Source organism: Burkholderia sp. EMB26, assembly GCF_024730645.1.
Lineage (GTDB): Bacteria > Pseudomonadota > Gammaproteobacteria > Burkholderiales > Burkholderiaceae > Burkholderia > Burkholderia cenocepacia.
In genome coordinates this window covers 1775924-1802746 of sequence record NZ_CP078071.1, presented here as the reverse complement: position 1 = coordinate 1802746, position 26823 = coordinate 1775924, and the positions used below count along the sequence as shown (strand labels likewise).

Genomic DNA, 26823 nt, shown 5'->3' with positions numbered 1-26823 from the left:
CGAAAGGCGACGGGATGATGCCCGTCGCTTGCGACGCCGTGCGTGTCACTTCAGGAACACGTAGCGCGCGAAGTACGGGAAGCGGCCGACCGCATGCTCGGTCGTGCACGTCGCGGCCGGCGGCGTGCCGCCCGCCGTGTCGAGCCGCTGCACGAAGCGCACGCCGGCGAGCGTGCCGGTTGCGGCCGGCGCCGCCGCGAGCAGCAGCTGCGGAACGCTGGCCGCGCTTGCGCTCGGCATTTCCGCGAGCTTCTTGCCGGTAATGCGGCTGCCGTCGAGCGCTTCCCACGACGGCCCCGCGCCGTGCCGCACGACGAGCGTGCCGCTTTCATCGAACAGCATCGCCTCCGGGCGCTTGAAGGCCCACGCGAGCCGGTGGTCGGCATCGTATTCGCACGCATAGATCTGCACGCCGGTCGCGGTGGTCGTCAGCACCGGCGTGGCCGGTGCTGGCGGCGCGAGGCCGGCGGCCTCGTCGGCGTGTGCGGGCGCGGTGAAAGCCGACAGGGAAAGACTGGCCACAAGGGCCAGCAGCATGTCGCGTGTCAGGGAGCGGCTTGGCATGAGGGGGCGTCCTTTCAAGTCGGGTGACGGTCGTACGGCGTCGATCCCGTCAACGTTAGACGCCCATCGCACAGGCTGCAATACGGAAATGACAATCGCGGCGATAGTCGCCGCGATTGCCGCAGGGCGCGCGCGATCAGCGGATCGCGACCGGATTGATGTTGACCTGCGTGGAGCCGACGTACAGCGGCTGGCCGAGCACGAACAGGAATTCCCACGCCTTGTCGCGCACCAGCGCGCGGCTGTCGATCAGTTCCAGGTTGTAGATGCCGCGCTTCGCGAGCATGTACTGGTTGATCGGGAATTCGTCCCGCGTGTGCGGATTCGGATAGACCTCCGACGCCCACGTGTCGCCGCCGAACGCGACGATCCCCTGGTCGGCCAGCCATTTCGCGGCTTCCATGCCGATGCCGGGCTCGACCTCGAGGAACTGCTTGTCGTCCTTGCCGACAAGCTCCAGCCAGCCGGTGTTGAACAGCACGACGTCGCCCTTGCGCAGCGTCAGCCCCTGCTTCTTCAGCACGGCCTGGATGTCGGCGACCGTGAACTCGGTGCCGCCCGGCACGATCGGCTTGCCGTAGTAGGCAGTCATGTCGAGCACGACGCCGCGCGTGACGATCGGCGGCACCTTCTCGACGCCGAGCTTCTTCACGCCGTCGACGGTCACGAAATCGGCCGCGCGGTTGCCGTTGTAGTACACGTTGTCGATGCCGATGTGGCCGATGCCGTTGAGCTGCGTGCCGACGCCGGTCCATGCGTTGACGAGTTCGTCGTTGAACGTGAACTTGTTCGGACCGAGGCTCTTGCCGGCCTGCTGGCCGACCTGCACGTTGTACAGCCGGAAGCTGCGGTGACGGAACGCCGGCAGGTTCTTGTCCACCGGCACGGCCAACGGATAGGCCTTGCCGACCTTCACGAGGCCGACCGCCTGCTTGACGACGTCGGGCGTCAGCAGGTTGGCCGCGCCGATTTCGTCGTTCGCGCCATAGACGGACGGATACCAGTCGGCCGCCGGAGCGGACGGGGCGGCGTGGGCCGCTTGCGCGGCCGCGAACGGCAGGATCGCGGCGAGCGCGAGCCGGGCGAGCGTTGTTTTCATTTCAGATTCCTGTAGCGTGTTACGCCGCGGCTTGCGCGAGCGTCGGATAGTCGGTCAGGCCTCGGGCGCCCCCGCCGAACAGCGTGTTGCGATCGTGCGGCGCGAGCGCGGCGCCGGTGCGCAGCCGCTCGGGCAGGTCGGGGTTCGCGACGAACGGGCGGCCGAAGGCGACGAGGTCGGCCCAGCCGGCGGCGATCGCTTCGCGGGCGCGCTCGGCGGTGTATGCGCCGGCATAGATCAGCACGCCCGGGTACGCGGCGCGCAGTTGCTGCTTGAACGCGACCGGCATCAGCGGCGCGTCGTCCCAGTCGGCTTCCGCGATGTGCAGGTAGCCGACGCCGAGTTCGCCGAGCAGCTTCGCGGCGGCGAGATAGGTGGTTTCCGGATCGTCGTCGACGCAGCCGTTCAGCGTGGTCAGCGGCGCGAGGCGGATGCCGACGCGCGACGCGTCGCCGGTGCCGTCGATCAGCGCCTGCGTGACTTCGCGCAGGAACCGCAGCCGGTTTTCCAGCGAGCCGCCGTACGCATCGGTACGCGTGTTCGCGTTCGAGTCGATGAACTGGTTCACGAGGTAGCCGTTCGCGCCGTGCAGCTCGACGCCGTCGAAGCCCGCTTCGATCGCATGGCGGGCGGCGGCGCGGTACTGGCCGACGATCTCGCGGATCTCGTCGATCGACAGTGCGCGCGGCTCGGACGCCTGCACGAAGCCCGGCGTGCTGCCGTCTTCACCGGCGACGAACACGTTCACGCCCTTCGCCTGGAGCGGCGACGACGATACCGGTTGCTGGCCGCCGAGCAGGCTCGTGTGACTGAGCCGGCCGACGTGCCACAGCTGCGCGAAGATGCGGCCGTGCGCGGCATGCACGGCGTCCGTCACCTTGCGCCAGCCGGCGACCTGCGACGGCGTGTGAATGCCGGGCGTCCACGCGTAGCCCTTGCCGAGCGGCGCGATGTAGGTGCCTTCGCTGACGATCAGGCCCGCACTCGCGCGCTGCGCGTAGTACGCGGCCATCAGTTCGTTGGCTTCGTCGCCGGGCTGGCTGGCGCGCGAGCGCGTCATCGGCGGCATCACGATGCGGTTCGGCAGCGTCAGCGCGCCGAATTGCAGCGGTTGGAACAGCGGGTCCTGGGTCATGATGGTGTCCTGTCGGTGCCGCGGCCTGCGGGCCGCGGACGGGTCATATCGGATGAAGGCGCGGCGCGCTCAGTCCCACTTCGGCGCGAGGCCGGCCGGGTCGACTTCGCGGCCGTTGCGTTCGAGCGCGGCGATCTGCGCCATGTCTTCGTCGGTCAGGCGCAGCGTCTGCGCGAGCAGGTTGCTGGCGAGGTTCTCGCGCTTGGTCGACGACGGAATCACCGAGTAGCCGAGTTGCAGCGCCCACGCGAGCGCGACTTGCGCCGGCGTTGCGTCGTGACGCTGCGCGATCGCGCCGATCACCGGGTCGCCGAGCACCTTGCCGTACGCGAGCGTCATGTACGACGTCACGTGAATGCCTTCGGCGTTCAGGAACTCGACCAGCTTGCGGTTCTGCAGGTACGGGCTCAGCTCGATCTGGTTCGTCGCGATCGCATCCTTGCCGACGGCCGCGATCGCTTCCTTCGTCAGTGCGATGTTGAAGTTCGAGATGCCGATCTGGCGCGTGAGACCCTTCGCCTTCGCGTCCGCCAGCGCGGTCATGAACGCGTCGATCGACACGCCGTTGCCCGGGGCCGGCCAGTGGATCAGCGTCAGGTCGATGACGTCGGTGCGCAGCTTGCGCAGGCTGTCCTCGAGGCTGGCCACCAGTTTCTCCGGCGCGTAGTTGTCGACCCAGATCTTCGTCGTGAGGAACAGGTCTTCGCGGCGTACGCCCGATGCGGCGATCGCTTCGCCGACTTCGGCTTCGTTGCCGTAGATCTGCGCGGTGTCGATCGCGCGGTAGCCGACGTCGAGGCCGTTGCGGACCGAGTCGATGACGACCTGGCCTTGCAGGCGGAAGGTACCGAGGCCGAATGCGGGAATCTTGCTCATCATGTGCTCCTGAAAGAGTTGGAACGATTGCGGTATGGAAGTCATTCTGGCGCTTGAGACTGATGAAATAAACGCCTTTAGAGGTCAAAAATATTTGATTTGAAATCAAATATTGATCGGCCATTCGCCTATCTGAAGGTGCTCGCCGGTCTTATGCGGCGAGCGTCCGTGGATTCGTTTTCGGATGGAACGCAGGCAGCACGTCCGATGCGATCTCGGCCATCGTCTCGTCGAGCGGCCGCTGGTTGCGGCGAAAATGCAGGCCGATGTGCTGCACGCCCGCATCGCGCATCGCCGCGAGTTCCTCCGTCAGCGCGATGCGCCCCGCGCGCGCGCCGAAGCGGTGCCGCTGCAGCGGTTCGTGCGGATCTTCCGCGAGGTCGAGATGGATGAAGCTCACGTACGGCTTGTCGCCCGCCACCGCACGCCAGTTCGCGGCGCGTTGCAGGTGGTCGGCCGGCGTGCCCGGATACGCGAGGCAGCCGTCCATGTGCTCGCCGATCCACGCGGGCGTCTGCTGGGCGAGGCCCGCGACGAGCAGCGGCACCGGCGAACGGGCCGCGGGCAGCATTTCCAGGCCGGGCGGCAGATGCCCGCGCGCGCCGTCGCGCAGCAGCGCGATCTGGTCGCGGAAGTTCGCGCCGCGCGACGCGAAGTCGCGGCCGAACAGCGGATATTCGACCGGCCGGTCGCCGCTCGCGACGCCGAGCAGCAGGCGCCCGCCGCTCAGCTCCTGGATCGTCGCGGCCGATTTCAGCGTCAGCAGCGGTTCGCGCAGCGGCAGCACGACGGCCGCGGTGCCGAGCAGGATGTCGTGCGTGATGCCGGCGAGGTAGCCGAGATACGAGAACGTTTCGAACACCTGTGCGGCGTCGCCGAACGACGGGTCGTACACCGGCACGTCGCGCACCCAGAGCGCGCGGAAGCCGAGCGTGTCGGCCAGTTGCGCGAGCTCCGCGTGGATGCCGAGGTCGGGCACGCCGGCGTGGCGGCCGTCATGCCGGCGTTTGGCGTTGCCGGACGGGGTCCAGTCGTTGTCGAGCGGCAGTTCGATGCCGATGCTGAAGCCGCCGGCGGCGAGCTTGTCGAGGGAGGTGGACATGATCGGGTTGCTCCGTTCAGACCGCGCGCAGGCTGCCGTCGAGGCGGTAGAAGTCGAGCGACGCCGCGGTGAAGAACGAGCGCGACGTGCCGGCGGCGAAGTCGTCGATATGCACGACGGTCGCGCGATCGGCTTCCTGCCACGAGATCGCGTAGGTCTCGCCGGCGATGCGCTGCCACGTGTATTCGACTTCGCCCTTCGCGCCCGCGTACGGGCCTTCGGTGATCGCGTAGCGCATGTGGCGGCCGTCCTCGTCGTACGCGTTGAGCGCGGTGAGGCCGTCGTAACGGACTTCGAAGGTCTTGCCGGCGAACGGCGGACGTTGGGTCGATGCGTTCATGCTGGGTAGCTCCTGCAAAAAAGTGACGTTCAATGGGCGAGTTCGACCGGTTCGGCCGTGCGTTCCGGCAGCCCGTGGCGGCGGTCGAGACGGCCGCTCAGCGCGGTGAGCGCAAAGGCGCCGAGCGTGACGACGGCGGCGATCCACGGCGTGTGGCCGAGGCCGACGTCCGCGACGATCAGGCCGCCGAGCGACGAGCCGCCGGCCACGCCGAGGTTGAAGGCGGCGATGTTGAAGCCCGATGCGACGTCGGTGGCGTCCGGCGCGAAGTGGCGCGCCTGCTTGACGACGTACACCTGCAGCCCCGGCACGTTGCCGAACGCGACGGCGCCCCACGCGAGCATCGTCAGCACCGCGAGCCATTTCACGTGGATCGTGAAGGTCAGCGCGAGCAGCACGATCGCGAGCAGCAGGAAGATCCGCTTGAGCGCCTTCACGGGGCCGACGGCGTCCGCGAGCTTGCCGCCCCACACGTTGCCGACCGCGACCGAGACGCCGTAGCCGACGAGCACGAGGCTGACCTGCGACGGCGTGAAGCCGGCGATTTGTTCGAGCAGCGGCGCCATATAGGTGAACGCGATCAGCGAGCCGCCGTAACCGACGGCCGTCATCGCATAGACGAGCAGCAGGCGCGGCTGGGCCAGCACGCGCAGCTGACGGGCGAGCGGCGCCGGCGGCGTCTGCGGCAACCCGCGCGGCACGAAGGCGACCGCACCGAGGAACGCGACCAGCCCGAACAGCGCGACGATCAGGAACGTCGCGCGCCAGCCGAAGTGCTGGCCGATGAAGGTGCCGAGCGGAATGCCGGCGACGAACGCGACGGTCATCCCGCTGAACATCGTCGCGATCGCGCTGGCGGCCTTGTCCTTCGGCACGAGCGTGGTCGCGATGATCGAGCCGACCGAGAAGAACACGCCGTGCGCGAGGCCGGTGAGGATGCGCGCGACGATCAGCGATTCGTAGCCGGGCGCCTGCCACGCGACGAGGTTGCCGACGGTGAAGAGCGCCATCAGCCCGGCGAGCAGCGCCTTGCGCGGCACGCGGCCGGTGAGCGCGGTGAGGAGCGGCGCGCCGATCGCGACGCTCAGCGCATACAGGCTGACGAGCAGGCCGGCGGACGGCAGGCTGACGCCGAGATCGGCGCCGATCGTCGGGATCAGCCCGACGATCACGAATTCGGTGGTGCCGATGGCAAAGGCGCTGATGGTCAGCGCGAGCAACGCGAGTGGCATGACGGGATCCGGGTTTCAGTAGGAATGGATCGCAGTGTGCCGGCTTTACTTTTGCTGAAAAACTGGTCTATAAACCAAATTGTTTTGATTTAAAGTCAACAATGAAAACCACCCTCGACGAACTCCAGGCCTTTACCGCCGTGGTCGACACCGGTTCGATCACGGCGGCCGCCCAGCAACTCGACCTCACCGTGTCGGCGACGAGCCGCACGCTCGCGCGGCTCGAGGAAAAGCTGAAGACCACGCTGCTGCGCCGGACCACGCGCCGGCTCGAACTGACCGAGGAAGGGCGCGCATTCCTGCAGGACGCGCGCGCGATCATCGAATCGGTCGAGAGTGCGGAAGAGCAGATGCTCGCGCGGCGCGAGATGCCGTCCGGACGCCTGCGCGTCGACGCCGCGACGCCGTTCATGCTGCACGTGATCGTGCCGCTCGTGCGCGGCTACCGCGAACGCTTCCCGAAGGTCGAACTGGAACTGAACAGCAACGAGGGCATCACCGACCTGCTGGAGCGGCGCACCGACGTCGCGATCCGGATCGGCCGGTTGAAGGATTCGACGCTGCACAGCCGGCGGATCGGCAACAGCCGGGTACGCATGCTCGCGAGCCCCGCGTACCTCGAAGCGCATGGCCAGCCGCGCAAGGTCGAGGATCTCGCGAAGCACACGCTGCTCGGCTTCACGCAGCCCGAATCGTTGAACGTATGGCCGATCCTCGGCGCGGACGGCGAAGCGTGCCGCATCGAGCCGGACGTGTATTCGTCGAGCGGCGAAACGCTGCGGCAGCTGGCGCTGGAGGGCACGGGCGTCGTCTGCCTGTCCGATTTCGTGACCGCGCGGGATCGCGAGGCGGGGCGGCTCGCGCAGGTACTCGCGCGCCAGACGCTCGACGTCCAGCAGCCGATTCACGCGGTGTACTACCGCAATACCGCGATTTCGTCGCGGATCGCGTCGTTCGTCGACTACCTGATCGAGGTGCTGGGCGGCGGCAGCGGCGGCGATGCGCCGGCGCGGCGCAAGGCCGCGTGGATGGTGCCGCAGTAGCGATACAGGGCAGGTGGGGCTGCCCGTCGGGGACGGGCGTGCCGCGCGGCGGCACGCCGTCGCGTTGCGGTTACGCCTCTTCGGCCCACGACATCCCGTCGCGCGCGAGCAGCGCCGACGAAGCCGCGGGCCCGAACGTGCCGGCCGTGTACAGGCGCGGCCGGTCGCCGAGCTGCTTCCAGCCGTCGAGGATCGGCTCGACCCACGACCACGCGGCTTCGAGTTCGTCGCGGCGCATGAAGTGCGTGAGGCGGCCGCGGATCACGTCGATCAGCAGCCGCTCGTACGCTTCCGCGCGCCGTTCCGGAATCGCCTGCTGCAGGTCGAGGTTCAGGCTCACCGGCACCATGTTCATCCCGCTGCCCGGCTCCTTCGCGAGCATCTGCAACTGGATCGACTCTTCCGGCTGGAGCCGGATCACGAGGCGGTTGCCGTAATTGCGCGGACCGGTCGGGATGATCGAGAACGGCATGTCCGCGAACTCGATCACGATTTCCGACTGGCGGCGCTGCAGCCGCTTGCCGGTGCGCAGGAAGAACGGCACGTTCGCCCAGCGCCAGTTGTTGATGTGCGCGCGCAGCGCGACGAAGGTTTCCGCGCGGCTGTCCGCCGGCACGTTGTCCTCCTCGAGATAGCCCTTGACCGGCTGGCCGTCGACCGCGCCGGCCGTGTACTGGCCGCGCACCGTGTCGCGCGCGACGTCCGACAGCGACATCGGCCGCAGCGAGCGCAGCACCTTCAGCTTCTCGTCGCGCACCGCATCCGGGTCGAGCGACACGGGCGGCTCCATCGCGACGATGCACAGCAGTTGCAGCAGGTGGTTCTGCACCATGTCGCGCAGCGCGCCGGTATGGTCGTAGAAGCCCGCGCGGCTGCCGACGCCGACCGTCTCCGCCACCGTGATCTGCACGCTGCGGATGTTCGGCGCCTGCCACAGCGGCCCGAAGATCGGGTTGCCGAAGCGCAGCACCATCAGGTTCTGCACGGTTTCCTTGCCGAGATAGTGGTCGATCCGATAGATCTGCGATTCCTCGAAGTGCTTGCCGACCGCGTCGTTGATCGCCTTCGCGGACGCGAGATCGTGGCCCAGCGGCTTTTCGAGGACGACGCGCGAGTGCGCGTCGACGAGGTGCGCGGCCGACAGGTTGTCGCAGATCGTCGTGAACAGCTCCGGCGACGTCGACAGGTAGAACACGCGGACCGCCTCGCTCCGCGCCGCTTCGGCGAGCCGCTGGTAGTCGTCCGGCGCGTTCACGTCGATCAGCACGTACTTGAACAGGTCGAGGAAGCGGCTCCACGCGTCGGCGTCGAACGCCTTCTCGTCGATGAACGGGCGCGACTGCTCGTCCATGAACTTGCGATAACCGTCGATGCCCCAGTCGCGGCGGCCGACGGCGATGATGCGCGTCTCGGGCGGAAGATTGCAGTGCAGGTGCGCCATGTACAGCGCGGGCAACAGCTTGCGGGCGGCCAGGTCGCCGCCGCCGCCGAAGATGATCATGTCGACGGGCCGGTCGGCCGCGGTCTGGGAAGGCTGATTCGTCATGGGAGGTTCGCGGTTTGAAACGGTGAACGTGAAACGAACGTCGAGGGCATCGGGCGCCGGATGGCCGGCGCCGGTACGGCAAAACGCTAATAGTGCACCGTTTTGATGGATTGCGTATGCGTTCCCCCCAGATGTAACAAGGCTTGCATTCCTGTCGGCCGCTTGATTATGATTGAGCGCTCACTCATTAAAGGAATCGAACGTGGCCCGACCGCGTAGTCCCGACAAGCACGAAGCCATCCTCGCCGCGGCCGCGCGCGCGCTCGCCGAGGACGGCGCGAGCGCGACGACCGCGCGCATCGCGAAGCTCGCCGGCGTCGCGGAAGGCACGGTGTTCACCTATTTCGAGACCAAGGATGCGTTGCTGAACGCGCTGTACCTGAGCCTGAAGGCCGACCTGCGCGACGCGATGATGACCGGGTTTCCGGAACACGCGCCGGCCGAGCAGGCCGTGCGGCATGCGTGGAACGGCTATGTGTCGTGGGGTGTCGCGAATCCGGACGGCCGGCGCGCGCTGCGGCAGTTGGGCGTGAGCGGCCGCATCGACGACGCGCATCGGGCGGCCGGCTCGGAAGGCTTTGGCGGGATCGGTGCGCTGCTGCGCGAGCAGGTCGCCGCGTCGGGCGCGCTGCACCGCGACGAAGCGCATGCGTTCTGCGCGGCGTTGTTTACGTCGATCGCGGAAACCGCGATGGAGTCGATCGCGCGCGATCCGGCGCGGGCCGATGCGTACCGGGAAGCCGGGTTTCGCGCGTTGTGGGCCGTGTTGCACGCGGTGTGAGTCGAGGTTCGTCGTCGTGGCGGCGCATGGTGCGACGACGGGTAGCGCGTTTCAAGCCGGGCGATGCACGTCGCGGATGATCGACACATCGCCCACATTAATGAGTGAGTAATCATTCATTTTCATCGTTTCATCATGCTCAAGGAGCGAAAAATGTCGAAAGTCTGGTTGGTAACGGGGGCCGCACGCGGCCTCGGGCGAGCGATCTCGGAAGCGGTGCTGGCGGCGGGCGACCGGCTGGTGGCCGGCGCGCGCGATCCGGCGCGACTGGCCGATCTGGCCGAACGGCATGGCGACCGGCTGCTGCCGGTCGAACTCGACGTCACCGACGAAGCGGCGGCCGCGCAGGCCGTCGCGACGGCACGCGCGGCGTTCGGCCGCATCGACGTGCTGGTGAACAACGCGGGCTACGGCCACACGGCGCCGTTCGAGCAGATGAGCGCCAACGCTTTCCGCGACCAGATCGAAACGAACCTGTTCGGCGTGATCAACCTGACGCGCGCGGTGCTGCCGACGATGCGCGCGCAGCGCGCCGGGCACATCTTCCAGGTGTCGTCGGTCGGCGGGCGCACGTCGACGCCCGGATTGTCCGCGTATCAGGCCGCCAAGTGGGCGGTCGGCGGGTTCAGCGACGTGCTCGCGAAGGAAGTCGCGCCGTTCGGCGTGCGGGTGTGCACGCTCGAACCGGGCGGGATGCGTACCGAATGGGCCGCACGGGCGAAGCGCGGCCTCGACGATCTGCTGCCCGACTATCAGCCGTCGGTCGGCAAGATTCTCGACCTGCTCGGCGCGTATGGCGGCCATGAAATCGGCGACCCCGCACGCATCGCGGCGCTGATCGTCGACCTGTCGCGCCGCGACGACGTGCCGCTGCGCCTGCTGCTCGGCGGCGATGCGCTGTTCGTCTGCGAGCAGGCGGAGCGGCAGCGTGCGGAAGAGGCGGCGCGGTGGCGGGACGCCACGTTGTCGACGCAGTTTCCGGACGCGAAGCTGCCGGACGGGCTCGATGCGTTGAAGGCGATCGATTAACGGCGATCGGCAGCACGGCGCGTGGCGTTCAGCGCGCGCCGTGCTGCCGCTGCGCGGCTTTCTCCCATGCCGCGCCGGCGGCGTCGATCGCTTCGAGGATCGGCGACGGGTTCCACGTGCCGGGCTTCCACACCGCGACGATCGAATGGACGAGGCTGCCGTGCCCGACCTCCGTGTCGATGCGCGTGACGGACGGCCAGCGCCCGGCGTCGAAATGCGTCGGCAGGAAGCCCCAGCCATGGCCGTGCTGAAGCAGGTGACGCACGGTTTCGAGTTCGTTCGCGTACACGAGCCGGTCCGAGACCTGCAGCAGTTGCGCGAACTGCGTGCCCAGCGAGCGGTGCATCACGACCTGCGGCTTCGTGGCGAGCGCGGGGACCGTGACCGGCGACCCGGTGGCCGGAAACAGGTCGGCCGACGCGTAAAAGCCGATCTCGATCGCGCCGACCGCCCGCCATTCGAGCTCGGCCGCGACGAACCGGTTGCGCGCGAGACTGATCGCGACCTGCGCGGCGCCGGACACGAGCGCCGCCTCGGCTTCGTCGCGCGACGCGCTCCAGGTACTGACGTCGATGCCCGACGCGGCGAGATCATCGATCAGCGCATGCAGCAGCGTGCGCGGCACGAACGGATCGTAGGCGATGCGGATCGCGTCGGCGATGCCGGACGGCACGCCTTTCGCCGCGGCGCCGAACGCCTGCGCCTGCCGCAGCAGCAGGCGCGCCTGGCGTTGCAGGCGCTCGCCCTCCGACGTCAGCGACAGCGATCGTCCGCTGCGCGCGAACAGCGCAAAGCCCAACTCGATTTCGAAGAATTCCAGCAACTCGCTGACGGTCGAGCGGTCCTTGCCGAGATGCGCGGCGGCCTTCGTGATGCTGCCGTGTTCGGCAATGCACGCGAACGCCTCGATCTGCGCGAGCGAGTAAGTCAGTGCGCCCATGATGTCCCTTCCGGCGGATGCGGGGGATTTTCCCACATGTGCCGTTTTGCCTCGTCGACGCGCGCACTCGATACTGGTTTCGAGGGCGCGATGCGGGAGCCGTCGCCGGCGCGATCGACCCGCGTATGCCGCGCGTCGGACGCCGGTGACGATGGCGCCGCCCTCTGAAACGTTCGGGCCGTGCGGCGGAAACTTTCTTGCGCAGGCGCGACCGGACATCGTCGACAAGGACACCCATGAAACCGAGGTTCGATCGTTCATTCGGCATCGCGCTCGCGGCGGCGGTCGTCGCGGGCAGCGCGGCGACGGCGTCGTTCGCGCAAGTCGCGTGGTCTGCCGCGGCGCCGGCCGCCGCGACGTGCGGCGGCGTCGCGCTCGCCACGTGCCCCGCGCCGTTCGACGCGACGCTGCCCGACCCGAAGCGGATGCTGACGTGGAGCCAGCCGGATCGCGTGATCGGCTTTCGCAACGACTATCGCAACTATCCGGGCGACGTGTTCCACCATCGCGCGGCCACGCCGTTGGTCGATGCCGCCCGCATGCTGACCGACGTGTCGTACGAAGTGCACGGCAAGCGCTACACGCTGAAGGACTACCTGAAGCATCAGGACGTGGCCGGCCTGCTGGTGCTGAAGGACGGCAAGATCGCATACAAGTATCTGGGCGACGGCAACACCGATACGACGTTGTGGACGTCGCGCTCGGTCGGCAAGTCGGTCGTGTCGACGCTCGTCGGTGTCGCGTTGCGGGAAGGGAAGATCAAGTCGCTCGACGATCGCGTGACCGATTACGAGCCGGACCTGAAGGGCACCGCGTGGGACGGCGTGACGCTGAAGCAGTTGATCCAGCACACGTCCGGCGTCGCGTGGAACGAGAGCTACACGAATCCGGACTCCGACTTCGCGAAACTCACGCAATGCGAGGCGCGGCCCGGCACGTACGCGTGCGTGCGCACGCTGGTCAAGGGGCTCGGTCGCGCGCATCCGCCCGGGCAGACCTGGTCGTACAGTTCCGGCGGTGCGTGGCTGCTCGGCGACGTGCTCGAGCGCGCGACCGGCATGTCGCTCGCCGCTTATCTCGAAAAGACGATCTGGAAGCCGTACGGGATGGCGAGCGACGGTGTGTGGCACGCGTATCGCGCAGGGCGGCACGACGTCGGCGCGCACGGTTTCAATGCGACGCTGGAAGACTGGGGGCGCTTCGGCGAATTCGTGCTGGGTGGCGGCAAGCTGCCCGACGGCACGCGGATCTTGCCGGACGGCTGGCTCGACCAGGCGTCGGACTGGACGCAGGCGCGGCAGTCGGTGTCGGCCGGGCATCCCGACGGCATCTACGGCTACCAGTGGTGGAACAACGCGGTGCCGGTCGATGCGAAGGGCACGGACCCGACGCCCGCGGCGTCGTTGCGCGGTTCGCTGTGGGCGCTAGGCATCTTCGGTCAGGTCATCATGGTCAATCGCGCCGAGCATCTCGTGATCGTGCAATGGTCGACGTGGCCGAAGGCGGAGCCGTCGTTCGATACGCTGCCGCTCGAAGCGTCGGTGTTCTACAGCGCGATCGCGCGGGAACTGCGGGATTGAGCGTGCGTGCCGCGGCCATCCGGCCGCGGCGCATTTCCTGCCGCAACGCACGGAAGGCCGGACGCGTGTACGCCGGCTTTCCGTAGCGACGAGGTGGCGCTCGCCGCGCTCGAGGCCGTCAGCGGCCCAGCGCGTAAAACTCCGCGTTGGGCCGCATGTTCGTCACGTTCGCGAGGCGGTTGGACATCCCGAAGAAGGCCGAGATCGCCGCGATGTCCCAGATGTCGTCTTCGGTGAAGCCGTGCGTCTTCAGCGCGTCGAAGTCCGGTTCGCCCACTTGATGCGCGGCCTGCGACACCTTCATCGCGAAGTCCAGCATCGCCTTCTGGCGCGCGGTGAGGTCGGCCTTGCGGTAGTTGGTGGCGACCTGGTCGGCGATCAGCGGGTCCTTCGCGCGAATGCGCAGGATCGCGCCGTGCGCGATCACGCAGTACTGACACTGGTTCGCGGCGCTGGTGGCCACGACGATCATCTCGCGTTCGGCCTTGCTGAGGTTGCCCGGCTTGTCCATCAGCGCGTCGTGGTACGCCATGAACGCGCGAAACTCGTCCGGGCGGTGCGCGAGGGTGAGGAACACGTTCGGGACGAAGCCCGATTTTTCCTGGACGGCCGCGATGCGTGCGCGAATGTCGTCGGGCAGGTCTTCGAGCGCCGGCACGGGAAAGCGGCTGACGGGGGCGTTGTCTGGAGCAGTCATGAGGTCTCCTGGATAAAGTGGCACGAAGGGCGATCAGGCATTGACGTCGACGACGATGCGGCCGCGCACCTTGCCGTCGATCAGTTCCGCCGCCAGCGGAATGGCGTCGCTCAGGCCGACCTGATGGCCGATGGCGCCCAGCTTCTCGACGTCGAGATCGGACGCGAGCCGGCGCCAGGCTTCCAGCCGCTCGGCGCGCGGACACATCACGCTGTCGATCCCGACGAGCGTGACGCCGCGCAGGATGAACGGCGCGACGGTCGCGGGGAAGTCCATGCCGGCGGCGAGGCCGCAGGCCGTCACCACGCCGCGGTAGCGCGTGGTCGCGCACACGTTGGCGAGGACGTGGCTGCCGGCCACGTCGACGGCGCCGGCCCAGCGCTCCTTGCCGAGCGGCTTGCCGGGTACGCTGAATGACGCGCGATCCAGGATCTCGGCCGCGCCGAGTTGCCGCAGATAGCCGGCATCGGCCGGGCGGCCCGTCACGGCGACGACCCGGTATCCGAGTCGCGCGAGGAGGGCCGTCGCGACGCTGCCCACGCCGCCGGCCGCGCCGGTCACGACGATCTCGCCGTCGTCCGGCCGCACGCCGTGCCGTTCCAGCGCCATCACGCACAGCATCGCGGTGTAGCCGGCCGTGCCGATGGCCATCGCCTGTTGCGGCGAAAACGCGGACGGCAACGGCACCAGCCAGTCGCCGTCGACCCGCGCCTTCTGCGCGAGGCCGCCCCAGTGCGTTTCGCCGACGCCCCAGCCGTTGAGCACGACCCGGTCGCCCGGACGGTGATCCGGGTGCGTGCTCGCTTCGACTTCGCCGACCAGGTCGATGCCCGGCACCATCGGGAACTTGCGCACGACCGGGCTCTTGCCGGTGATCGCCAGCCCGTCCTTGTAGTTCAGCGTCGAATGGCCCACGCGGATCGTCACGTTGCCGGCCGGCAACTGCGCGTCGTCCAGCGTGTGCAGCCTCACGTGCTGGCCGGTCTCGTCCTTGTCGATCACGATGCCCTGGAACATCCGTCCTCCTTTCTAGACCGATCGTCTAGTTAATGGTAAAAAAATTCAGCGGCGAGGCAATCCATTGAAGAAAAACTGCGCGAACAGCGCGAGCGGCTGGTCGCTGCGTTCGAGCTTCGCGCGCAGCACGGCGCCTTCCCAGCCGATCCAGAAGAATGCGGCCAGCTCGGCGGGGTCGGCGGCATCCGCCAGTTCGCCCGCCTGCTGCGCGTCGGCCAGGCATTCGGCGAGGCGGCGCTGCCAGTCTTCGAACGTCGCGCGCAGACGTGCGCGGAAGCTCTCGGGCAGCGTGCCCATTTCCTGGCCGAGGTTGCCGATCAGGCAACCGCGGTGGTACGCATGGCGGGCCATGCCGTCGCGGGCGTCGTCGACGAACGCGCGCACGCGCGCCAGCGGCGAGCGTTCCAGCTGGCTGAAATGGCGGTCGAGCTTGCGGGCGAAGAATTCGGCGTAGCGGTCGATCAGTTCGAGGCCGAACGCTTCCTTGCTGTCGAAGTAGTGATAGAACGAGCCTTTCGGCACGCCGGCGCGCCCGAGGATCTCGTCGAGCCCGGTGGCCGAAAAGCCCTTTTCGGTGAGGATCTCGAGCCCGGTGCGCAGCAGCATGTCGCGCGTGGCGACGAGGTCGTCGTGCTGCTTGGGTGGCCGGCCGCGGCGGCGCGGCGGATCGGTGCGCGTGTCCATGGCCGAATAATAGACCGTTCGTCTCAAAAATCAAGCGGAGGGCGAGCCGGCGTCCGGGCGGATCCGCGGACGCCGTAGCGGCGACGGGGTCAGCCCGTGTACCCGAGTTCGGCGCTGATCAGCGTGGCCTCGTGGCGCAGCGCCGTCGCGACCGGCCCGTCGACCGACGCGTCGAAGCCGCCCGTGGCGCCCAGCGCGGTGAGTGCGCCGCACATATGCCCGTTTGCGTCGAATAGCGCTGCCGACACCGCGCTGATGCCCTTCAGGTTCGTGTCGCGGACGCTGGCGAGGCCGGCCGCGCGGATCTCGCGCTGCAATTTGCCGACCGGATCGCGCCGGTCGAGCTGGGCGCGCAATTCGGCCGGCGCCGATGCAAGCTCTTCTTCCGCGAGTTTCCGCACGCGAGGTTCGTCGAGCAGCGCGAGGAACAGCCGGCCCGTCGCCGACCACAGCAACGACATGACGGAGCCCGCGCGCACGTTGACCGTCACCGGCAGGCCGGGCTCCTCGAACCGCATGATCGTCGGCCCGCGGTTGCCCATGATCGCGACGAAGCACGTCACTTCGAGGCGCTCGCGCAGGCGCACCAGCGACGGCTCGGCGAGTCGTATCGGGTCGGCCATCCGCATCGCGGCGAGCCCGATCGAGATGCATTGCGGTCCGAGCACGTACTGCTGCGTGCCGCGATCCTGCGTGACGAACGACGCTTCCATCAGGCTCGCCAGATATCTGTGCACTTTCGCGGGATTCTCGTCGAGCCGTGCCGCGAGCGCGGTCAGCGTCGCGCGGCCGCCCGATGCCGCCAGTTCCTTCAGCACGAGAAGGCCGGTCGACGCGGATTGAACGCGTTGCCTGCGGTCCCGCTCGGCGGGTGCGGTCTTTTTCGTTCCGGTGATTTCTTTCATACGGCGGATTCTAGCCCGACGGCCGCCGACGGCGGGCCGCCAAGGTTTACCCCAGTCCTGCGATTACGCAATGCGTATTAGATTTACGCTAAATCATCGCGCCGGAGTCAATCATGTCCGCCATCGAGCATCACGCGTCGTCGAAATGTCCGTTTCATCCTGCGCCGGCAGCGGCGACCGCGCCGAACGGGTGCCCGGTCAGCGCGGCCGCGGCCGCGTTCGATCCGTTCGACGACGGCTACCAGCAGGATCCGCCCGAATACGTCCGTTGGGCGCGCGAGCGGGAGCCGGTGTTTTACAGCCCGAAGCTCGGGTACTGGATCGTCACGCGCTACGACGACATCAAGGCCATCTTTCGCGACAACCTCACGTTCAGTCCGTCGATCGCGCTGGAGAAGATCACCCCGACCGGCGCCGAGGCGAACGCGGTGCTCGCGTCGTACGGCTTCGCGCTGAACCGCACGCTCGTCAACGAGGACGAGCCCGCGCACATGCCGCGTCGCCGTGCGCTGCTGGACCCGTTCACGCCCGAAGCGCTGAAGCATCACGAACCGATGGTGCGCCGGCTCGCGCGCGAATACGTGGACCGCTTCATCGACGACGGCCGCGCGGATCTGGTCGACCAGATGTTGTGGGAGGTGCCGTTGACCGTCGCGCTGCACTTTCTCGGCGTGCCGGAAGAGGACATGGACACGCTGCGCGAATACTCGATCGCCCATACGATCAACACGTGGGGCCGTCCGAAACCGGAGGAGCAGGTCGCGGTCGCGCATGCGGTCGGCAAGTTCTGGCAGTTCGCGGGCAAGGTGCTCGACAAGATGCGCGAGGATCCGTCCGGGCCGGGCTGGATGCAGTACGGGATCCGCAAGCAGAAGACGCTGCCCGACGTGATCACCGATTCGTATCTGCACTCGATGATGATGGCGGGGATCGTCGCCGCGCACGAGACGACCGCGAACGCGACGGCCAATGCGATGAAGCTGCTGCTGCAGCATCCCGATGCGTGGCGCGACATCTGCGACGACCCGTCGCTGATCCCGAACGCGGTCGAGGAGTGCCTGCGCCACAACGGCTCGGTCGCCGCGTGGCGACGGCTCGCGACGAAGGACGTCACGATCGGCGGCGTCGCGGTGCCCGCCGGCTCGAAGCTGTTGATCGTCACGTCGTCCGCGAATCATGACGAAGCGCGCTTCGCGGATGCGGACCTGTTCGACATCCGCCGGGAGAATGCGAGCGATCAGCTCACGTTCGGCTACGGGTCGCATCAGTGCATGGGCAAGAATCTCGCGCGCATGGAGATGCAGATCTTCCTCGAGGAATTCACGCGCCGTCTGCCGCATATGAAGCTGGCGGAACAGCGCTTCACGTATGTGCCGAACACGTCGTTCCGCGGCCCCGAGCACCTGTATGTCGAATGGGATCCGGCGGCGAATCCCGAGCGCCGCGACCCGTCGGCGCTGCGCGCGCGCACGGCGGTGCGCATCGGCGAGCCGTCGTCGCACGCGGTGAGTCGCGTGGTGAAGGTACAGCGCGTGTCGAGGTGCGCGGATCGCGTCGCGCAGGTCCGCCTCGTGTCCGGCGACGGCCGCATGCTGCCGCGCTGGACGCCCGGCGCGCATATCGACGTGATCTGCGGCGATACCGGCATCACGCGCCAGTATTCGCTGTGCGGCGACCCGGCCGAGCGCGACGCGTACGAGATCGCGGTGCTGCACGAAGCGCAGGGCCGCGGCGGATCGGCATGGGTGCATGCGAATCTGCGCGCCGGCGACGTGCTGAAGATCCGCGGGCCGCGCAATCACTTCCGTTTCGCGACCGACGCCGGCAAGGCGATCTTCGTCGCGGGCGGCATCGGCATTACGCCGATCAGCGCGATGGCGCGCGAAGCGAAGGTGCGCGGCATCGACTACGAGATCCACTATAGCGGCGCACGACGCGCGTCGATGGCGCTGCTCGACGCGCTCACGGCGCTGCACGGCGAGCGTCTGCACGTCTACGTGTCGGACGAAGGTTCGCGCAACGACTTCCGCGCGCTGTTCGCCCAGCCGGCCGACGACACGCGCATCTACGCGTGCGGCCCCGCGCGGATGCTCGATGCGCTCGAAGCGAGTTGCGCGCACTGGCCGCGCGATGCGCTGCGTGTCGAGCATTTCGTGTCGACGCGTGCGGCCCTCGACCCATCGAAGGAGCGCCCGTTCGAAGTCGAACTGAAGGATTCCGGCATCACGCTGACGGTCGCGGCGAACCAGACGGTGCTCGACGCATTGCAGCACGCGAACATCGACGTGCAGAGCGACTGCCGCGAAGGGCTGTGCGGATCCTGCGAAGTGCGGGTGCTGGCCGGCCGCGTCGATCATCGCGACAGCGTGCTGACGCGCGCCGAACGCGACGCGCACGATCGCATGATGACCTGCTGTTCGCGCGCGTGCGGCGGCGAGCGGCTCGTGCTCGAACTCTGAATCCACGGGCGTCGCCGCGGCGTCGCTCGCCCCACGCAAACCACAAAAAAACCGGAGACATGCGCGATGAAGAAGCGTGCCAACCTGATGTTCGCCTGTACCGTCGGCACCACGCTGGAGTGGTACGACTTTTTCGCGTTCGCCGCGTGTGCGGTGCTCGTGTTCGACAAGCAGTTCTTCGTCGTCGGCAATCCGCTCGCCGCCACGCTGCTCGCGCTCGCGACGTTCGCCGTCGGCTTCGTCGCGCGGCCGCTCGGCGGCATCGTGTTCGGGATGATCGGCGACCGCATCGGCCGCCGCAAGACGCTCGTCGTCAGTCTGCTGATGATGGGCATCAGCACGTTCTGCGTCGGCTTGCTGCCGACCTATGCGTCGATCGGCATCGCGGCGCCGCTGCTGCTCGTGCTGCTGCGCATCGTGCAAGGCATCGCGGTTGGCGGCGAAGCGACCGGCGCGATCCTGATGATCGCCGAGTCGATGCCCGGCGCGCAGCGCGGCTTCTGGACCAGCTTCACGATGTTCGCCGGGCCGCTCGCGAACGTGCTGACCGCGTTCGTGATCGGGATGGTGCAGCGATTCTACGGCGATGCCGCATTCGTCGACTGGGCGTGGCGGATTCCGTTCTTCATCTCCGCACTGCTCGTGATCGTCGGCTTCTGGACGCGCCGGCGCGTCGAGGAATCGGCGGCGTTCGCCGAGCTGTCGGCCGCGCACCAGACGGTCGAGCGCGCGTCGCTGCGCGACACCTGCGCGAGCAACGGGCGGCAAATGGCGCGTGCGTTCTTCGTGAAAGCCGCGGAAAACACGTTCCTGTATCTGTTTTCGACGTTCGCGCTCGGACTCGCGACCGGCTATCTGCACTTCAGCAGACCGCAGGCACTGTCCGCGCTGATGTGGGCGTCGGCGATCGAGGTCGTCGTCATCCTGATTGCCGCGCACGTGTCGGACCGGATCGGACGGCGCCCGGTGCTGATCGCCGGCCTGCTCGGCGCGGCGATCGCCGGTTGTTCGCTGTTCACGCTGTCGCCAGGCAGCGACTACGTTCATCTGCAACTGGCGTTGATCGCGTGCCTGACGTGCCACGGGATCATTCTCGGACCGATGGCCGCGTACATGGCCGAACTGTTTCCGACGCGCGTGCGCTTCACCGCGCTGTCGACCAGCTATCAGCTTGCATCGGTGCTCGGCGGATCGATCGCGCCGATCGTCGGCACGCTGCTCGTCAGCTATACGGGTTCGGCGATCTTCGTTGCCGGCTACGCGATCCTGATGGCGCTGCCGGCGTTCGTCGCGGTGATCGCGTCGCGCGAATCGCGCGGCGAGGACTTCCAGTCACGTTCGATGTCCACCGGCCATGCGGTTGTGCTGACGAACGACCGGCCGCGCTCGACGCATGCGTAAGGAACACCGCCCGCGTCATGCGGGCGTTCGTACTAACCCTGTTTAAAAACGCTTATCACGGTGAAAAATTCCGCGTAGGAAGCCGCGTCGTTCGGCGTGCGCGTGTGCACGCTCGAGCCGGGCGGGATGCGTACCGAATGGGTCGCGCAGGCGGCGCGCGGCGCTGATCGTCGACCCGTCGCGCCGCGACGACGTGCCGCTGCGCCTGCTGCTCGGCCGTTGCGGAAGCGGCGATCAGATGCCGTAGACGTTCTCGCAGAGCGCGACACTCGCGCCCAGCTTCCGCGATAGATCGGCGGCCGCATCCAGCTGCGGTCGATCCAGTTCACCCGATTCGTGCGCGACGCTGAGGCGCGACGCAGGACCGGACAGCGTCAGCGCCGCCATGAACTTGTCGCCGGCGCCGAAGACCGGCACCGCGAACGCTGCGGTGTGCACATCGCGTGCACCCGCGGTGAAGAGGGGCAGTGCGGGCGGCTTGTCATAGATCGGTTCGCCGAGCCCCCAGAAACGGATCACCTGGCTGATGGCCGTGTCGTCGAGCGGCAGCATCGTGCCCGCGAGCCGCGTTTCACGCAGGCCTTCGGACGGCTCGACCCGAAACAGGCAAAGCCGCTGCCCGTTGTCGTGCACGTAGTACGATGCGCTTTCCTTCGTCAGCGCGGCCAGCGCATGCAGCGCCGGTTCGACCACCGTGGACAGATGGAAGGACTGCTCGTACAGCTTGCCGAGGTACAGCACGCGGTGCCCAAGCGAATAGTTGCCGGACTGCGCGCGCACGACATAGCCCATTCGCTCCAGCGAGTTCATCAGCCGATAGACCGTCGTCTTGTGCATGCCGGAGGCTTGCGACAGTGTCGCGAGCGACTGCGATTCGGCGCCTGGCTTGAAGCAGTCCAGCAGCGAAAGCGCCTTTTCCACGGCAACCACGCCGTCATTTCCCATTCCTTCTCTCCCGTCGACACACAACGGAGATTGTACAGAGTAAAACGCTGGTTTACCACGTAAAAGGGTAAACGCCAGTGCCCTGGTATGGGTTGTCTCGTTATAGTGATTTCACTATGTACACCAGTGTTGTACACAGTACAACGCACAACCCGAGGTCGAGTCATGAGCAAGCCATCCGTCAGTACTTCTCCGATCAATCGCGACATCGAACGCATCTCGCCGGAACTCGTTCAGGCGGCCGCGCGTTACCAGGCCGCGATCCTCGCCGACGTCGCGGGCCGCCGCGGCACGGTGCATGGCCGCGTGCGGCCGCTGTCGCCGAAGATGAAGGTCGCCGGCCCCGCAGTCACGGTCGAAGTCCGTCCGGGCGACAACCTGGCGATCCATGCGGCGCTCGCCGTCGCGAAGCCAGGCGACGTCGTCGTGGTCGACGGCAAGGGCGACATCTCGTGCGCGCTGCTTGGCGAAATCATGGCGGCGCAGGCGAAGGCGAGCGGCATCGCCGGCATCGTCATCGACGGCGCGGTGCGCGACGCGCACGAACTGGCCAACGGCGACTACCCGATCTTCTCGGCCGGCCTCAATCCGTGCGGCCCGACCAAAAGCATCGCGGGGCGCGTGAATGCGCCGATCTCGCTGGGCGGCGCGACGGTCAATCCGGGCGACCTGGTGGTCGGCGACGCCGACGGCGTCGTCGTCATTGCACGCGCCGACGTCGCGCGCATCGTCGATCTCGCGCAGAAAAAGCTCGACTTGGAAACTGCGCGTATCGCAGCGATCCACAAGGGCGACCTTCGTCCGGGCTGGATCGAGAAGGAACTGCGCGCGGCCGGCATGCTGGCCGAAGGCGAGGCGCTGTGATGCAGACCGCTTCGCATCAGCCCGTGGTCCTCGTGACTGCCGCCGATCTGGCGCCGCAAGCGCTCGAGATGCTTGCGCAGTTCGACGTCGTGTTCGCCGGCAAGCAGCCGACCGAGGACGACATCGTAGCGCTCTGCATCGAGCACAAGCCGGTCGCGATCATCGTCCGGTACGGCAAGATCAACGCCCGCATCATGGACGCCGCCGAGCACCTGCAGGTGATTTCGAAGCACGGCAGCGGCATCGACGTGATCGATCAGGACGCGGCTGCCGCACGCGGTATCGCGGTGCGCGCCGCGGTCGGCGCGAATGCGGCCGCCGTCGCCGAGCACGCATGGGCGTTGCTGCTCGCGTGTGCGAAGTCGGTTCCGCAGCTCGATATCCGCATGCGCGAGGGCCATTGGGACAAGGCGACGCACAAGTCCGTCGAACTCGACGGGCGCACGCTCGGCCTCGTCGGACTCGGCGCGATCGGCCGGCGCGTGGCCGCGATCGGTGCGGCGTTCGGCATGAAGGTACTCGCGTTCGATCCGTTCGCGAAGGAAGCGCCCGCGGGTGTGAAGCGCGTGGCGCTCGACACGCTGTACGCGGAGTCGGACGTCGTGTCGCTGCATTGCCCGTTGACGGCCGACAACCGCCGGATGCTCAACCGCGACACGTTCGCGCGTTTCAAGCGCGGCGCGATTCTCGTCAATACCGCACGCGGTGGCTTGATCGACGAAGCCGCGCTTGCCGACGCGCTGGCGAGCGGCCAATTGCGCGCGGCCGGCCTCGACAGCTTCGATGTCGAGCCGATGACGGTGCCGCACCCGTTCCAGCAGATCCCCAACGTGATTCTGTCTCCGCATGTCGGCGGCGTGAGCGATGCCGCGTACGTGAACATGGGCAAGGGCGCGGCCGCCAACGTTCTCGCGGTGCTCGACGAACGCGCGCACAGCGCGGCTTGAACCCTGGACATCGAGGTACGCATGTTTTATCTGACGAGTCCCGACGTGCGCGAAGCCGACGTGTTCACGCGCATGCCGGAGAAGTTTCGCAAGCCGGACGTCCGCACGGAATGGGCGCGCGCGAATCGCGGCGGCATGGTCACGGACTCCTTTCTCGAAGGGCCGGTCTGGGACCCGGACGGCTATCTGTTCGTCACCGACATTCCGCACGGGCGCATTTTCCGCATTTCGCCGTCGGGCGACTGGGATCTCGTCGTCGAATACGACGGCGAGCCCAACGGGATGAAGCGCTTCGACGCATCGCACCTGATCATCACCGACTACCGGAACGGTCTGATGCTGCTCGATATCGAGCGCGGTGAAGTGCGTCCGTATCTCGAGCGCCGCAACACCGAACGCTTCAAGGGCGTGAACGACCTGACGTTCGACTCGGCCGGCAACCTCTATTTCACCGACCAGGGGCAGACCGGGCTGCACGATCCGACGGGCCGCGTGTATCGGCTCTCGCCCGACGGCAAGCTCGACATGCTGCTCGGCACCTGCCCGAGCCCGAACGGGCTCGTCCTGTCGCGCGACGAGAAGGTGCTGTTCGTCGCGATGACGCGCGGCAATGCCGTGTGGCGCATGCCGCTGCAGGCCGACGGGTCGGTCAGCAAGGTCAGCCAGTTCTTCACGTCGTACGGACCGAGCGGTCCCGACGGCCTCACCGTCGATCTCGAAGGCCGCCTGTTCGTCGCGAATCCGGGGCTTGGCCGCGTGTGGGTGCTCAACCATTGCGCGGAGCCCGTCGAGATCCTGACCGGACCGAAAGGGGCGTCGCTCACGAGCGTGTGCTTCGGCGGCCCGGATATGAAGACGCTCTTCATCACCGAATCGACGTCCGGTTCCGTCCTGAAAGCGGACATGCGCATTGCCGGCCCGCTGCCGAAACAGGCCGCGAAACGGGCAGTGAAGCAGGACTGAGACCCACGAGCCGGGAAGCCGCGCGTCGGCTTCCCGCCCGCATGCCGAAAGATCGCGCCGCCAGCCGCGCGACGAAGGAGACAAGCATGACCATTTCGCACGCGCTGCGTGCCGGCGACGACGCACCGCGCGCCGACGCACCGTCCTCGGCCCAGCTTGCCGGCGACGATTACGCGGCCAGCGAGCGCACGCTCGCCAAGGCGTTCCGGCGCATCCTGCCGTTCATCTTCGTCTGCTATGTGATCAGCTATCTCGACAGGACCAACGTCGGTTTTGCCGCGCTCACGATGAACAAGGATCTCGGTCTGACGGCCGAGCAGTTCGGTGTCGGTGCAGGCCTGTTCTTCATTGGCTATTTCCTGTTCGAGATTCCGAGCAACCTGATCATGCAGAAGGTCGGGGCGCGCGTATGGATCGCGAGAATCATGATCACGTGGGGCCTGTTCTCGATGGCGACGGCGTTCGTCGTCGGACCGAAGAGCTTTGCGGCCGCGCGTTTTCTGCTCGGGCTCGCCGAGGCGGGATTCACGCCCGGCATCTACCTGTATTTCACGCACTGGTTTCCCGGCAAGTGGCGTGCGAAGGTGACGGCCGCCTTCCTCGTCGGCATTCCTGTCGCGAACATGATCGGCTCGCCGGTTTCGGGCGCGCTACTCGAACTCGGCGGCCTGCATGGGCTGCGCAGCTGGCAGTGGCTGCTGCTGATCGAAGGCGTCCCTGCGGTGATGCTCGGCATCGCGTGCCTGTTCGTGCTGGCCGACCGTCCCGAGAAAGCCGCGTGGCTCAATGACGAAGAGAAGGCGTCGCTCGCGAAGCGCCTCGCGTTCGAGCAGCGCGACATCGGCGCGAAGCACGGCAGCACACTGCGCGACGCGATGACGAACTGGCGTGTGTTCGTGCTCGCGTTCGTCAACTTCTGCGGGATCGTCGGCTCGCTCGGCGTCGGCTTGTGGATGCCGCAGATCATCAAGCAGTTCGGCGTCGAACACGCGGTGGTCGGCTGGCTGACGGCCATTCCGTATGCGATCGGCGCCGGCGTGATGCTCTGGTGGGCGCGTCTCGCCAATCGCGCGGCCAACCGGATTCCGTATGTCGCCGGTGCGCTGGCCGTCGCGGCCGTGGCGCTGTGCGCGAGCGCCTTCATTCATGCGCCGGTTTTCAAGCTGATCGCACTGTGCGTCACGGTGAGCGGAATCCTCGCGTTCCAGGCGACTTACTGGGCCATCCCGTCGGGATTCCTCACCGGTCGGGCCGCCGCGGGCGGACTCGCGTTGATCGTGTCGGTCGGCAATCTCGGCGGCTTCGTCGGGCCGTCAATGATCGGTGCGCTCAAGCAATTCTCCGGCGGCTTCACCGCGCCGCTCATCGCCGTGTCGGGTGTGCTGCTGCTCGGCGCGTTGACCATCGCATGGCTCGGCGATCCGGGCTCGGGCGCCGGCGAAGCGCCTGCCGCCCGCGAGACGTGAATTTGCTTTCGCCAGAACACCCACCCACAAAAAACAGTTTGGAGACTTCATGTCGTCGAATCAGGCCAGCCAGCATTCCCGCCCGAAACCCTGCTTCGTGCTCGGCGCCGTCACCGTCGCGAGCGCGGCCTCGTGGTGCGCTGCCGCGCATGCGCAAAGCAGCGTCACGCTGTACGGCATTGCCGACGTCGGTATCGAGCACATCAACAATACGAATACCGGCGGCGCGCAGACGCGCGAAGCGTCGGGCAATCTGTCCGGTTCGCGCTGGGGACTGAAGGGCGTCGAGGATCTCGGCGGCGGCATGAAGGCCATTTTCCAGCTGGAAAACGGCTTCAACATCAATGACGGCACGACCGCGCAGTCGACGAAAGGCCTCGGTTCGAACGCCGCCACGACGTCGCGGATTTTCGGCCGGCAGGCGTGGGTCGGGCTGGCGTACCGGGGCCAGCAACTGACGTTCGGCCGCCAGAACGCGCTCTTTTACGAACAGGCCGTGGCCTTCGACCCGATGGGCGCGTCGTCGCGATACTCGGTGCTGTCGGTCGACTACGCGGCGGCCGCGCGCATCGACAACTCGGTGAAGTACACCGGCGTGTTCGGTCCGCTGACGGCGCAGGCCATGTATAGCACCCGCTACGACACCGGGTACGGCGCCGAGGTGCCGGGCGCGCAACTCACCGGCCGCTTCTTCAGCGGGGCGCTGACTTTCTCGCAAGGGCCGCTCGCCGCGAGCGTGTCGTACGAGCAGCGCAACAGCAACACCGTCGCGACCAACACGGGCACCGAGCGGCGCGCCACGGCGGCCGCGTCGTATGCGATCGGGCCGGTGAAGGGATTCGCCGGTTATCGCTACCTTCGTGCGTCGAATGCGTTCCTGCCGGCGAACCCGATCCGTGTCGCGAACGGCGCCGAAGCCAGCGCGGCGAACCTGTACTGGGCCGGCGCGCAATACGCGGTGTCGCCGGCGTTCGTGGTCACGGCGACGGCCTATTACCAGGACGTGCATTCGACGAGTGCCGACCCGTGGCTCGCCGTGCTGTGTGCGGATTATCTGCTGTCGAAGCGCACCGATATCTATGCGACGGCGGGGTTCGCGCGCAACAAGGGCGGCTCCGCGCTCGGCGTGAACGGCTATGGCACGGTCGCGCCCGATCACAACCAGACGGGCGTGGTGATCGGCATGCGCCAGAAGTTCTGAGGCGAGT

25 protein-coding genes and 1 pseudogene are annotated in these 26823 nt (G+C 67.5%); 12 read left to right on the top strand and 14 right to left on the bottom strand.

Annotated features, from left to right (window positions below):
- Nucleotides 1-45 precede the first annotated feature (45 nt).
- The 7 genes from KU887_RS24845 to KU887_RS24815 form a co-directional block, all read right to left on the bottom strand.
- Complete coding sequence (locus KU887_RS24845) at nucleotides 46-564, bottom strand: DUF3455 domain-containing protein (RefSeq protein ID WP_012493588.1); 519 nt, start codon at nucleotides 562-564, stop codon at nucleotides 46-48.
- A 136-nt stretch (nucleotides 565-700) separates the two neighbouring features.
- Entirely contained in the window at nucleotides 701-1663 is a 963-nt protein-coding gene (locus tag KU887_RS24840; protein WP_006482595.1) for a cyclase family protein, read from the bottom strand.
- A gap of 19 nt (nucleotides 1664-1682) precedes the next feature.
- Nucleotides 1683-2798 (bottom strand): alkene reductase, encoded by a 1116-nt coding sequence (locus tag KU887_RS24835; RefSeq protein ID WP_048987691.1) that lies wholly within the window; start codon nucleotides 2796-2798, stop codon nucleotides 1683-1685.
- 69 nt (nucleotides 2799-2867) lie between these two features.
- A complete protein-coding gene (gene dkgB / locus KU887_RS24830; protein ID WP_258255732.1) occupies nucleotides 2868-3674 on the bottom strand; it encodes a 2,5-didehydrogluconate reductase DkgB in 807 nt (268 codons plus the stop codon).
- 151 nt (nucleotides 3675-3825) lie between these two features.
- Nucleotides 3826-4776, bottom strand: a complete 951-nt coding sequence (locus KU887_RS24825; protein ID WP_062885018.1) for an LLM class oxidoreductase — start codon at nucleotides 4774-4776, stop codon at nucleotides 3826-3828.
- A 16-nt stretch (nucleotides 4777-4792) separates the two neighbouring features.
- On the bottom strand, nucleotides 4793-5116 hold the full coding sequence (locus tag KU887_RS24820) for a hypothetical protein (protein WP_006482596.1): 324 nt from the start codon (nucleotides 5114-5116) through the stop codon (nucleotides 4793-4795).
- A 29-nt stretch (nucleotides 5117-5145) separates the two neighbouring features.
- On the bottom strand, nucleotides 5146-6348 hold the full coding sequence (locus KU887_RS24815; RefSeq protein ID WP_258255731.1) for an MFS transporter: 1203 nt from the start codon (nucleotides 6346-6348) through the stop codon (nucleotides 5146-5148).
- Nucleotides 6349-6449: 101 nt separating this feature from the next.
- Between KU887_RS24815 and KU887_RS24810 the strand changes: the two genes are divergently transcribed.
- A complete protein-coding gene (locus KU887_RS24810; RefSeq protein WP_006482606.1) occupies nucleotides 6450-7391 on the top strand; it encodes a LysR family transcriptional regulator in 942 nt (313 codons plus the stop codon).
- 70 nt (nucleotides 7392-7461) lie between these two features.
- On the opposite strand, the gene zwf is transcribed toward KU887_RS24810, so the two are convergent.
- A complete protein-coding gene (gene zwf / locus KU887_RS24805) occupies nucleotides 7462-8937 on the bottom strand; it encodes a glucose-6-phosphate dehydrogenase (protein ID WP_006482600.1) in 1476 nt (491 codons plus the stop codon).
- A 202-nt stretch (nucleotides 8938-9139) separates the two neighbouring features.
- Here zwf and KU887_RS24800 point away from each other — a divergent pair, with 202 nt between their 5' ends.
- Together KU887_RS24800 and KU887_RS24795 are read left to right on the top strand one after the other, a co-directional pair.
- On the top strand, nucleotides 9140-9718 hold the full coding sequence (locus tag KU887_RS24800; protein WP_006482593.1) for a TetR/AcrR family transcriptional regulator: 579 nt from the start codon (nucleotides 9140-9142) through the stop codon (nucleotides 9716-9718).
- A 153-nt stretch (nucleotides 9719-9871) separates the two neighbouring features.
- On the top strand, nucleotides 9872-10747 hold the full coding sequence (locus KU887_RS24795; protein ID WP_258255729.1) for an SDR family NAD(P)-dependent oxidoreductase: 876 nt from the start codon (nucleotides 9872-9874) through the stop codon (nucleotides 10745-10747).
- A 28-nt stretch (nucleotides 10748-10775) separates the two neighbouring features.
- Here KU887_RS24795 and KU887_RS24790 read toward each other — a convergent pair whose 3' ends face one another.
- Nucleotides 10776-11687: a LysR family transcriptional regulator gene (locus KU887_RS24790; RefSeq protein ID WP_258255727.1), complete on the bottom strand. Its 912-nt coding sequence runs from the start codon at nucleotides 11685-11687 to the stop codon at nucleotides 10776-10778.
- Between the two features lie 236 nt (nucleotides 11688-11923).
- Between KU887_RS24790 and KU887_RS24785 the strand changes: the two genes are divergently transcribed.
- Complete coding sequence (locus KU887_RS24785) at nucleotides 11924-13267, top strand: serine hydrolase (protein WP_060264857.1); 1344 nt, start codon at nucleotides 11924-11926, stop codon at nucleotides 13265-13267.
- Between the two features lie 118 nt (nucleotides 13268-13385).
- Here the strand turns inward: KU887_RS24785 and KU887_RS24780 are convergent, their stop codons facing one another.
- The 4 genes from KU887_RS24780 to KU887_RS24765 form a co-directional block, all read right to left on the bottom strand.
- Entirely contained in the window at nucleotides 13386-13964 is a 579-nt protein-coding gene (locus KU887_RS24780) for a peroxidase-related enzyme (protein ID WP_006482604.1), read from the bottom strand.
- A 33-nt stretch (nucleotides 13965-13997) separates the two neighbouring features.
- A complete protein-coding gene (locus KU887_RS24775) occupies nucleotides 13998-14981 on the bottom strand; it encodes an MDR family oxidoreductase (RefSeq protein ID WP_258255726.1) in 984 nt (327 codons plus the stop codon).
- Between the two features lie 45 nt (nucleotides 14982-15026).
- Entirely contained in the window at nucleotides 15027-15665 is a 639-nt protein-coding gene (locus tag KU887_RS24770) for a TetR/AcrR family transcriptional regulator (RefSeq protein WP_006494195.1), read from the bottom strand.
- 89 nt (nucleotides 15666-15754) lie between these two features.
- Nucleotides 15755-16570, bottom strand: coding sequence for an IclR family transcriptional regulator (locus KU887_RS24765; RefSeq protein ID WP_258255724.1), 816 nt, complete (start codon nucleotides 16568-16570; stop codon nucleotides 15755-15757).
- A gap of 113 nt (nucleotides 16571-16683) precedes the next feature.
- Between KU887_RS24765 and KU887_RS24760 the strand changes: the two genes are divergently transcribed.
- The 3 genes and pseudogenes from KU887_RS24760 to KU887_RS24750 all read left to right on the top strand — a co-directional run.
- Complete coding sequence (locus KU887_RS24760; protein ID WP_258255723.1) at nucleotides 16684-19029, top strand: cytochrome P450/oxidoreductase; 2346 nt, start codon at nucleotides 16684-16686, stop codon at nucleotides 19027-19029.
- Nucleotides 19030-19095: 66 nt separating this feature from the next.
- The gene (locus tag KU887_RS24755) at nucleotides 19096-20430 is read left to right on the top strand and encodes an MFS transporter (RefSeq protein WP_006482599.1); all 1335 of its coding nucleotides are present in this window, start codon (nucleotides 19096-19098) and stop codon (nucleotides 20428-20430) included.
- A 78-nt stretch (nucleotides 20431-20508) separates the two neighbouring features.
- Nucleotides 20509-20647: pseudogene (locus tag KU887_RS24750) on the top strand (short-chain dehydrogenase/reductase); the annotation flags it as partial.
- A gap of 17 nt (nucleotides 20648-20664) precedes the next feature.
- Here the strand turns inward: KU887_RS24750 and KU887_RS24745 are convergent.
- On the bottom strand, nucleotides 20665-21375 hold the full coding sequence (locus KU887_RS24745; RefSeq protein ID WP_006482615.1) for an IclR family transcriptional regulator: 711 nt from the start codon (nucleotides 21373-21375) through the stop codon (nucleotides 20665-20667).
- 165 nt (nucleotides 21376-21540) lie between these two features.
- On the opposite strand from KU887_RS24745, the gene KU887_RS24740 reads away from it, so the two are divergent.
- The 5 genes from KU887_RS24740 to KU887_RS24720 all read left to right on the top strand — a co-directional run bounded on the left by KU887_RS24740 (nucleotide 21541) and on the right by KU887_RS24720 (nucleotide 26816).
- Complete coding sequence (locus KU887_RS24740; RefSeq protein ID WP_034203223.1) at nucleotides 21541-22239, top strand: RraA family protein; 699 nt, start codon at nucleotides 21541-21543, stop codon at nucleotides 22237-22239.
- A complete protein-coding gene (locus KU887_RS24735; protein WP_058902367.1) occupies nucleotides 22239-23186 on the top strand; it encodes an NAD(P)-dependent oxidoreductase in 948 nt (315 codons plus the stop codon). The genes KU887_RS24740 and KU887_RS24735 overlap by 1 nt, the downstream gene beginning before the upstream one ends.
- A gap of 21 nt (nucleotides 23187-23207) precedes the next feature.
- A complete protein-coding gene (locus KU887_RS24730) occupies nucleotides 23208-24149 on the top strand; it encodes an SMP-30/gluconolactonase/LRE family protein (protein WP_112750410.1) in 942 nt (313 codons plus the stop codon).
- Nucleotides 24150-24235: 86 nt separating this feature from the next.
- Nucleotides 24236-25615 carry an MFS transporter gene (locus KU887_RS24725; RefSeq protein WP_105866607.1) on the top strand — a complete coding sequence of 460 codons (1380 nt, stop codon included), beginning with the start codon at nucleotides 24236-24238 and terminating at the stop codon, nucleotides 25613-25615.
- A gap of 49 nt (nucleotides 25616-25664) precedes the next feature.
- Nucleotides 25665-26816, top strand: a complete 1152-nt coding sequence (locus tag KU887_RS24720; protein WP_258255717.1) for a porin — start codon at nucleotides 25665-25667, stop codon at nucleotides 26814-26816.
- The last annotated feature ends 7 nt before the right edge of the window (nucleotides 26817-26823 follow it).